Raw genomic sequence first — 8,499 nt, 5'->3', positions numbered from 1 at the left:
ATCCTTCTTTCTGTGCATTGGGACACCAAGCCCGTCAACCACAGCAAGAAGGATGTCCCTCCAGCAACAACCTCCACGCCCTATTACTAGGAGATCCGGAGCGCTAGCGGAGGATCGTCACGAAGGGGCGGTTACCTCTTGATGCGTGCCATCTCCGGATCGACGACGGGGTCGGCGACCACGGTAGCGGTGTATGACTTTGTCAGGTAGGCAATCTGGACCTCCGTGCCGTCAGCGACATCGGCGGGAAGCCACGCATAGGCGAGACAGGTGCCGACGGTGGCGGACCACCCGGCGCTGGTGACGTACCCGACCACCTCACCGGTGATGGACACCGGCTCCTTGCCGAGCACCACCGCGGCCGGGTCGGTCAGCGCCACGGTGCGCAGCCGGGATGTCGACTCACGCTGCGCCAGCGCAGCTTTGCCGACGAACTCGACCGCCTTGCCCATCCGCACCGCGAAGTCGAGTCCGGCGGCGGACGGGGTGTGCTCGGTGGTCATGTCGGTACCGGCCGACCGGTAACCCTTCTCGATGCGGAGGCTGTTGAAGGCGATCCGTCCGGCCGCGATGATGCCGTGCGGTTCACCGGCCGCGAAAATCGTGTCCCACAGTGCCCGCCCGTACTCGGCGGAGGTGTAGATCTCCCAGCCGAGCTCACCCACATATGAGACCCGCATCAGGGTGACCGGAACCGAGCCGATCATCGTCGAGATCGATCGGAAGTACCGCAGCCCGTCGTTGGTGAGGTCGGCCGGGGTCACAGGCGCGAGCACGTCACGCGCGCGCGGGCCCCACAGCCCGATGCAGCAGGTCGCGCCGGTGATGTCGCGCAGCCGCACCGAGCCGTCGTCAGGCAGGTGGCGGCTGATCCAGTCCAGGTCGGCGGGACCGTTGGCGCCGATCTGGAAGATATCCTCGGCCTGCCGCGCGACCGTCAGATCCGAACGGACACCACCGTTCTCGTCCAGCATCAGGGTGTACGTCACCGATCCCACCGACTTGTCGAGATTGTTGGTGGTGAGCCGCTGGAGAAGGTCGAGCGCCCCGGCACCGGAGAGTTCGTAGCGGGTCAGCGGGGTCATGTCGTAGACGGCGACATGGCTACGGGTGTGCGCGGCCTCGGCCACCGATATCGGCGACCAGTTCCGCGCCGACCACTCGTCGCGCTCGGGGACGGTCAGGCCGTCGGCGAGCATCTGCTCGAGCAGCGCGGCGTTGGACTCGTACCACGCCGGGCGTTCCCACAGCCCGGCCTCCCAGAACTCCGCCCCCAGCGCCACCTCGCGGTCGTAGAACGGGCTGGTGCGGACCTGCCGAGGCGCCACACGCTGGTCGTGCGGATGGATGATGTCGTACACCTCGACGAACGCCTGCGAACTCGTGGTGAGGATGTGCTCGTCGGACAAGGCCGCGTCCTCGAAGCGATAGAGGTCCACCTCATGCACGTCGACACCCGGGGTGCCGTCGATCATCCACTCGGCCATCGTGCGGGCCACGCCGGCCGAGTGGGTGACCCACACCGCCTCGGCGACCCAGAAGCCGCCGAGTTCGCGGTGCTGCCCCATGATCGACTGCCCGTCCGGGGTGAACGAGAAGATGCCGTTGAACCCGTCCTCCACCTTGCCGTTGCCGAGTTCGGGCAGCAGCGCGACACTTTCGGTCCACGCCCGTTCGAAGTCGTCGGGGGTGAACATGAGCTTCGACGGCATCTCGTCGGGCGAGATCGTCGAATCGTAGTCGAGCGCTCTGACATCCGAGGGCATCGGTCGATGGCCGTAGAAGCCGATGCCGAGCCGGTCGCCGTGCTCGCGGAAGTACAGATCCTGGTCCTGGTGCCGCAGGATCGGCAACGACGCCTCGGCGAGTGCGGAGTTGGCGTCGCGCCGTGACGCCAGCGGGGTGGTGTAGGCGTACTGATGCGCCATCGGGACCAGCGGGATGGTCAAACCCACGCGCCGCCCGAACTCACGGCCCCAGAATCCTGTGCAGCACACCACGATGTCGGCATCGAACACATCGGTGGTGGTGCGGACCCCGCGGACCTGACCGTTGGTCTCGATCACCTCGACGACGTCCTGGTGGCCCACGAATGTCGCACCGCGTTCCATCGCCCGCCACGCCTGCGCCTCCACCGCACGCACCGCCTTCGCGAGGCCGTCGCGCGGAGTGTGCAGGCCGCCGAGGATGGTGTCCGGGTCCACCAGCGGATGCAGAGCTGCGACCTCCGACGGGCCGAGCAGCTCATACTCCACGCCGCGCGACGCCGCCCAACCGGCCTTGCGGTGCAGGTCGTTCCAGCGACGCTCGGTGGTCGCGACCTCCAGCCCGCCCACGTGGTTGAAGCACCAGCCGTCGGGATGTCGCAGCGACGAGAACTTCTCCAGCGTGTAAGACGCGAGTTCGGTCATCGTCTTCGACGGATTGGTCGCGAACACCAGTCCCGGGGCGTGCGACGTCGAACCGCCGGTGGCGAACAGCGGACCGCGGTCGAGCACCGTCACGTCGGTCAAGCCGCGCGCGGTCAGCTCGTCGGCAAGCGACGATCCGACGATGCCGGCGCCGACGATGACGACTTTCGGGGAGGTGGTCATGGGTGGGTCCTTTGCGTTGGGGCCTCGATGCGCTCGCTCGTTCCTCGCGGGCTTACTCGACCAACGGTGGTGTTCAACTGAAGACGACGGTGCTGGTGCCGTTCATCAGCACCCGGCGTTCGGAATGCCAACGGACGGCCCGCGACAGCGCGAGCGCCTCGGCATCGCTGCCGACCGTCGCGAGACGCCGCGGATCATGGGTGTGATCGATGCGGATCACCTCCTGCTCGATGATCGGTCCCTCGTCGAGGTCGGGGGTGACGTAGTGGGCGGTGGCGCCCACATACTTCACACCGCGCTCGTGTGCCTGGTGATACGGCTTGGCGCCCTTGAACCCCGGCAGAAACGAGTGGTGGATGTTGATCGCCCGGCCGCGCAGCGCGGCACAGGTCTGATCCGACAGGATCTGCATGTAGCGCGCGAGCACCACGAGGTCGGCGTCGTACTCGTCGACGAGGCGCAGCATCTCGGTCTCAGCGTCGGACTTGGTGTCCGGGGCGATCGGGACGTGATGGAACGGCAGTCCGGCCGATTCGGCCATCGCCTGCAGGTCGGTGTGATTCGACACCACCGCGACGAGCTCGCCGCCCAGCGTGCCAGCCCGCCACCGGAAGATCAGGTCATTGAGGCAGTGGCCGAGCTTGGAGACCATCACCAGGATGCGCTGCGGCGCATGGTCACTGACCTCGTAGGTCGCGTCCAGTCCGCTGGCCAGGTAGTCGAAGGCGGCGGCCAGCTCGGCCCCGGTCGACGCCCGCGCCGACGTGAACTCCGTCCGCACGAACAGCGTGTGGGTGATCGGATCGTCGAACTGTCGGTGGTCGATCACCTCACATCCGTGGCTGTACAAGAACGAACTGATCGCGTGCATGATCCCGGCACGGGACGGACAACGCAGGGTCAGGGTGAACACATCGGACATGGCGGTCCCTCAGACAGTCGGTTGGGGGAGGAGATACTCGGTGGCGGCGTCGACGATCCACTCCGCGAGATACTCGGCGAACGAACTACGGACGTAGAGTACGAAGCCGTCACCGGCCCCGTTCCGGTTGTAGTCGCGGTGCACGATCACGCCTGCCTGGGCCAGCAGGGTCTGCGCGACATCGTTGTCGCCGAACGCCTCCCGCGACAGATCGATCGCGCAACCGTGCCGCAGGATGGTTGTCGCATGCGGGCCGCCGAGAACCAGGCGGGTGCGCTGGCCGGAGGCGTCGAGCACATAGGCACTATTCGTTGGTCGAGCCTCCACCTCCGCAACCCACTCGTGCGGCGCCATTCCCTCGTGGGTGAGTAGCCACTCATCCGGACCGAGCCAGATCGCGGTCTCGCTCTCACACCGCCGGATTCGGCACGTCGCCGGCAGATCGAGCGCCTCGATGACGCCGACGTCGTCGGTGCGGACGATCACCTGCGACACCGGGTTCGACGCGAGCGACACCGCCGGTGCGAGGCCGGCGAACCGCGCCGCCCAGGCATCCAGGGGGCCGGTGGGGGCTCCGATCAGCTCAGCCATCGCGGCGTGCTCCTTCCGGATCGACGAAAACCGTTGAGGTGACCTCGACTTCGCACAGGACATCGCCGATGGGAACGTCGAGCCGGTCCCCCAGACGCGCCTGCCCGCCCTTGACCAGGGCCAGCGCAAACGGGCGGCCGAGTTCGGCACTTCGGTAGCTGGAGGTGACATGGCCGAGCATCGGGACCGGCGGTGGCGGCAGGGTGCGGTCGCCGCTATGGTCGATGATCTGTGATCCCTCCGGCAGCCGGGTCGAGCCGTCGGTGGGCAGCAGACCGACGAGCTGCTTGCGGTCGGCCGCGGTGTTCGATGCACGGGCGAACGATCGCTTGCCGATGAAGTCGGGCTTCTTCTTGGACACCGCCCAACTCATGCCGAGGTCGTGTGGGCTGACGGTGCCGTCGGTGTCCTGACCGATGATCGGATAGCCCTTCTCGGCGCGCAGGACATGCATCGTCTCGGTGCCGTACGGCGTGATCCCGTACGGTTCACCGGCTTCCACGAGCGCCCGCCACACCGCCGGGGCGTGGCCCGCTCCGACATTGACCTCGAAGGCGAGTTCGCCGGAGAAGCTGATCCGCGCGATCCGCACCGGCACGTCGGCGCCGAACGTCGTGTCGCGCCAGCCCATGAACTCGAATGCCTCGTTGGAGACGTCCAACTCGGCGAACACCGCGCCGACGACGTCACGCGACCGCGGCCCGACGACCGGGAAGGTGGCGACCTGGTCCGTGACCGACGTCGTCCACACCCGCAGCTCGGGCCATTCGGTCTGATGCCACTCCTCCATCCAGTCGAGGATGGCGGCGGCGTTGCCGGTGGTGGTGTACACGGTGTAGCGGTCGTCGGCGTCGCGCAGTACGGTGCCGTCGTCGCGCACCATGCCGTCGGGGCCGCACATGACGCCGTAGCGCACCTTGCCGACGGCCAGACTGCTCATCATGTTGGTGTAGAGCAGGTCGAGGAACCGTGGTGCGTCTGGTCCGGCGACATCGATGACACCCAGGGTCGAGCCGTCGAGGATGCCGACACCACTACGCACGGCGCCGCATTCGCGCAGCACGGCCGACTCCATGTCCTCCCCGCCGCGCGGGTAGTAGCGGGGCCGCTTCCACTGGCCGACGTCCTCGAACACGGCGCCACGCTCGACGTGCCAGTCGTGGATCGGGGTGCGCCGGACCGGGTCGTAGAGCGCCCCGCGGTCCCGCCCGGCCAACGCCGCGAACGAGACCGGAGTGTAGGGCGGCCGGAACGTGGTGGTGCCGGCGTCGCCGATACCGATACCGAGTAGCTCAGCGGTGATACCGGACGCGACGATGCCCGACGTCTTGCCCTGGTCGTGGCCGGTACCGATGGTGGTGTAGCGCTTGACATGTTCCACCGAACGCATCCCGGCACCGATCGCGCGGGCGATGTCGGCGACGGTCGCGTCACGCTGCAGGTCGACGAAAGAGGTGGTCGCCGAGGAGGCTTCGGCCGGCACCCGCCAGCACACGGCGGGCGCGGCCGGGGTGCGCTCGTCGACGCGCGGCACACCACGGTACTCCGGCAGGGTGTGCCGGAGCGATCGCAGTGCGGCGAGTCCACCGCGCCGTCCGTCGGTGAGGCAGGCGCCCGTGGTGACCAAACCGTTTGCTGCACCGACGATCTCGACGTTCGGTAGATCGCCCGTGGGTACGAAGGCGCCGGCGTGCTCATCGAAGGCGATGGCACCGCGCAATTGACTCCACAGATGTACCGCCGGATTCCAGCCGCCGCTGGTGAGGAGCGTGTCGCAGTCGACGATCGTGCCGGCGGGCTGACCGGGCAGGGAGAGTTCGGCCCCGGTCACCGCGCCGCCTTCGCCGACGGCGCGCAGCACCATGCCCGAGGTGTGGACGTCGATACCCAGGTGCTGTGCACGCTCGGTCAGATCGCGGGAAACCACCGGCCGGACGTCGACGATCGCCCGGACGGTCATCCCCGCCGTGGCGAGGGTGAACGCCGCATCGTAGGCGGAGTCGCAGGCGGTGAAGACGACCGACGACGTCCCGACCAGCACCCCGAAGCGGCGGAGGTAGTCGGCCGCCGCACCGGTGAGCGTCACACCGGGAAGGTCGTTGTCGGCGAACACGATCGGGCGCTCATGCGCACCCGTCGCGATCACGATCCGGCGGGCCCGGATGCGATGCACCCGCTGCCGGGATATGTGTGCCGGGGCGTCGGACCCGAGATGGTCGGTGCGTCGCTCGACGGCGAGCACGAAGCCGTCGTCGTAGCCGCCGAACGCGGTGGTGCGGGTCAGCCGGGTGGTCCTCGGATACGCGTCGAACTCGTCGACCGCGCCCTGCACCCAGGAAGCCCACGGGCTGGCGCCGCCCGGATCGCTCCGCTCGTCGACCATCAGGACCGTGCACCCCGCCCGCGCCGCCATCAGTGCTGCCATCAACCCGGCCGCCCCGGCGCCGACGACCAGGACGTCGGGGTGGTGGTGCAGCGAGTCGTAGCGGGCGGGGTCGGGGTCGGCGCTGAGCTTGCCCCAGCCGGGGACACCGTGCGCGGCGAGTCCGGGGCACAGGTCGACGGTGGTCGCGGGGACCATCGGCTCGACGAACGGGGCGTCGACGCCGACCTGGGCGGTGGCGTCCTCGGCCCACGATCCGGTGATGCCGCGCGGGCGGCCGAGGTTGACGCTGGTCGTGATCGTGCGGATTCCGTTGGCCAGCAGCGCGGAAGCGAGGGTGTCGCCGGGATGGCCGGTGTAGGTGGTGCCGTCGAAGGTGAACTCGATGGCGCGGTCGCGATCGATGCGGCCGCCCTCAGGCACGCGATGGGCCGGCACGCGGTAGGGCTGGGTCATGAGGGTGCTCCATCGGCGACGTCGATGCCGGGGCGGACACGAGAGACGGTGGGGGTGCCGACGAACTGGTAGGTGACGGTGTCGCGGTCGACGGTGAACCACTGCCGGCACCCGGCTCCGTGGAACCAGCGTTCGGTCATGACGCCCTTGGGGTTCGGGCGGAAGAACAGATAGTGCGCCCACGCCTCGTCGTCGAGGTCGGCGGGGACCGGGGGATAGGCGATGCCGGCAGCGGCGCCGTAGTGGAACTCGGTCTCCTCGCGGGGTCCGCAATGCGGGCATTCGATGAGTTGCATCGGGCTGATCCTCCGGTTCAGTGCGCCACTGCCGCGGCGCCGTGCTCGTCGATGAGCGCGCCGGTGACGAAGCGGTCGAGGGTGAAGGGCGCGTTGATGTCGTGCGGCGCCCCGGTGGCGATGGTGTGGGCGAGGCACCATCCGACACCGGGGGTTGCCTTGAATCCGCCGGTACCCCAACCACAATTCAGGTACAGGTTGTCGAACGGCGTGGCGCCGACGATGGGTGACGCGTCTGGGGTCACGTCGACGATGCCACCCCACGTGCGCAGCAGCCGGGCGCGGCCGAACACCGGGAACAGTTCCACGGCGGCAGCCATCTGACGTTCGATGATGTGGAAGGCGCCGCGCTGGCCGTAGCCGTTGTAGGAGTCGACGCCGGCACCCATCACCAGCTCACCCTTGTGGGCCTGCGACACATACACGTGCACGGCGTTCGACATGACCACAGTCGGGTGGATGGGCTCGAGTAGCTCGGAGACGAGTGCCTGCAGCGGGTGACTCTGCACGGGAACCCGGAAGCCGAGCTGGTCGGTGAGCGTGGAGGTGTGACCGGCGGCGCACAACGCGACGGTGCCCGCCCCGATCCGGCCGCGGGTGGTCTCGACCGCGGTCACCCGGTCACCGTCGGTGACGAACCCGGTCACCTCGCAATTCTGGATGATGTCGATGCCGGCTTCGGTGGCGCTGCGGGCGAAACCCCAGGCGACGTAGTCGTGCTTGGCGATCCCGCCGCGCGGCTGGAAGGTGGCGCCGAGGACGGGGTAGCGAATGTCCGCCGACGTGTTGACGATCGGGCACACCTCGGCGACCTGCTTGGGGTCGAGCCACTCGGCGTCGACACCGTTGAGGCGGTTGGCCTCCACGCGACGGATGCTGTCGCGGATGTCCTGCTCGGTGTGGGCCAGGTTGAGCACGCCGCGCTGGCTGAACAGGATCGGATAGCCGAGCTCGCCCTCGAGGCCCTCCCACAGTTTCAGGGAGTGCTCGTAGATGCCGGCGCTCTCGTCCCACAGGTAGTTGGACCGGATCAGGGTGGTGTTGCGTGCCATGTTCCCGCCGGCCAGCCAACCACGCTCCAGCACGGCCACATTCGTGATGCCGTGATTGCGGGCCAGATAGTGGGCGGTGGCCAGACCGTGGCCGCCACCGCCGACGATGACGACGTCATAGGTCGACTCGGGTTCCGGGTTGTGCCAGAGGAAGTCGGGATGATGGGGGAGGTCCCCGCCGGGCGGCCGAGGCGGTGTCATCGTG

At 68.4% G+C, this 8,499-nt stretch carries 6 protein-coding genes; all 6 read right to left on the bottom strand.

Annotated elements, in window-relative coordinates; translation table 11 throughout:
• Positions 1 to 131 precede the first annotated feature (131 nt).
• Positions 132 to 2,594 carry a GcvT family protein gene (locus VZC37_RS18500; protein ID WP_330434419.1) on the bottom strand — a complete coding sequence of 821 codons (2,463 nt, stop codon included), beginning with the start codon at positions 2,592 to 2,594 and terminating at the stop codon, positions 132 to 134.
• Between the two features lie 73 nt (positions 2,595 to 2,667).
• Positions 2,668 to 3,516, bottom strand: coding sequence for a formyltetrahydrofolate deformylase (purU, locus tag VZC37_RS18495; RefSeq protein ID WP_330434417.1), 849 nt, complete (start codon positions 3,514 to 3,516; stop codon positions 2,668 to 2,670).
• Positions 3,517 to 3,525: 9 nt separating this feature from the next.
• Complete coding sequence (locus tag VZC37_RS18490) at positions 3,526 to 4,107, bottom strand: sarcosine oxidase subunit gamma (protein WP_330434414.1); 582 nt, start codon at positions 4,105 to 4,107, stop codon at positions 3,526 to 3,528.
• Complete coding sequence (locus tag VZC37_RS18485; protein WP_330434412.1) at positions 4,100 to 6,946, bottom strand: 2Fe-2S iron-sulfur cluster-binding protein; 2,847 nt, start codon at positions 6,944 to 6,946, stop codon at positions 4,100 to 4,102. Before VZC37_RS18485 ends, VZC37_RS18490 begins: the two co-directional genes overlap by 8 nt.
• Positions 6,943 to 7,242: a sarcosine oxidase subunit delta gene (locus VZC37_RS18480; RefSeq protein WP_330434411.1), complete on the bottom strand. Its 300-nt coding sequence runs from the start codon at positions 7,240 to 7,242 to the stop codon at positions 6,943 to 6,945. The genes VZC37_RS18485 and VZC37_RS18480 overlap by 4 nt, the downstream gene beginning before the upstream one ends.
• Before the next feature lie 17 nt (positions 7,243 to 7,259).
• Positions 7,260 to 8,495 (bottom strand): sarcosine oxidase subunit beta family protein, encoded by a 1,236-nt coding sequence (locus VZC37_RS18475; protein ID WP_330434409.1) that lies wholly within the window; start codon positions 8,493 to 8,495, stop codon positions 7,260 to 7,262.
• Between the last annotated feature and the right edge of the window lie 4 nt (positions 8,496 to 8,499).

Source organism: Gordonia sesuvii, assembly GCF_036350415.1.
GTDB classification, from domain to species: domain Bacteria; phylum Actinomycetota; class Actinomycetes; order Mycobacteriales; family Mycobacteriaceae; genus Gordonia; species Gordonia sesuvii.
The sequence above is the reverse complement of the archived record's forward strand: the minus strand, read 5'-3'. Positions and strand labels throughout refer to the sequence as shown.

Coding starts and splice junctions, on each gene's coding strand:
- VZC37_RS18480 (WP_330434411.1), bottom strand. CDS start 7,242: ATGCAACTCATCGAATGCCCGCATTGCGGACCCCGCGAGGAGACCGAG.
- VZC37_RS18490 (WP_330434414.1), bottom strand. CDS start 4,107: ATGGCTGAGCTGATCGGAGCCCCCACCGGCCCCCTGGATGCCTGGGCG.
- VZC37_RS18485 (WP_330434412.1), bottom strand. CDS start 6,946: ATGACCCAGCCCTACCGCGTGCCGGCCCATCGCGTGCCTGAGGGCGGC.
- VZC37_RS18475 (WP_330434409.1), bottom strand. CDS start 8,495: ATGACACCGCCTCGGCCGCCCGGCGGGGACCTCCCCCATCATCCCGAC.
- purU (WP_330434417.1), bottom strand. CDS start 3,516: ATGTCCGATGTGTTCACCCTGACCCTGCGTTGTCCGTCCCGTGCCGGG.
- VZC37_RS18500 (WP_330434419.1), bottom strand. CDS start 2,594: ATGACCACCTCCCCGAAAGTCGTCATCGTCGGCGCCGGCATCGTCGGA.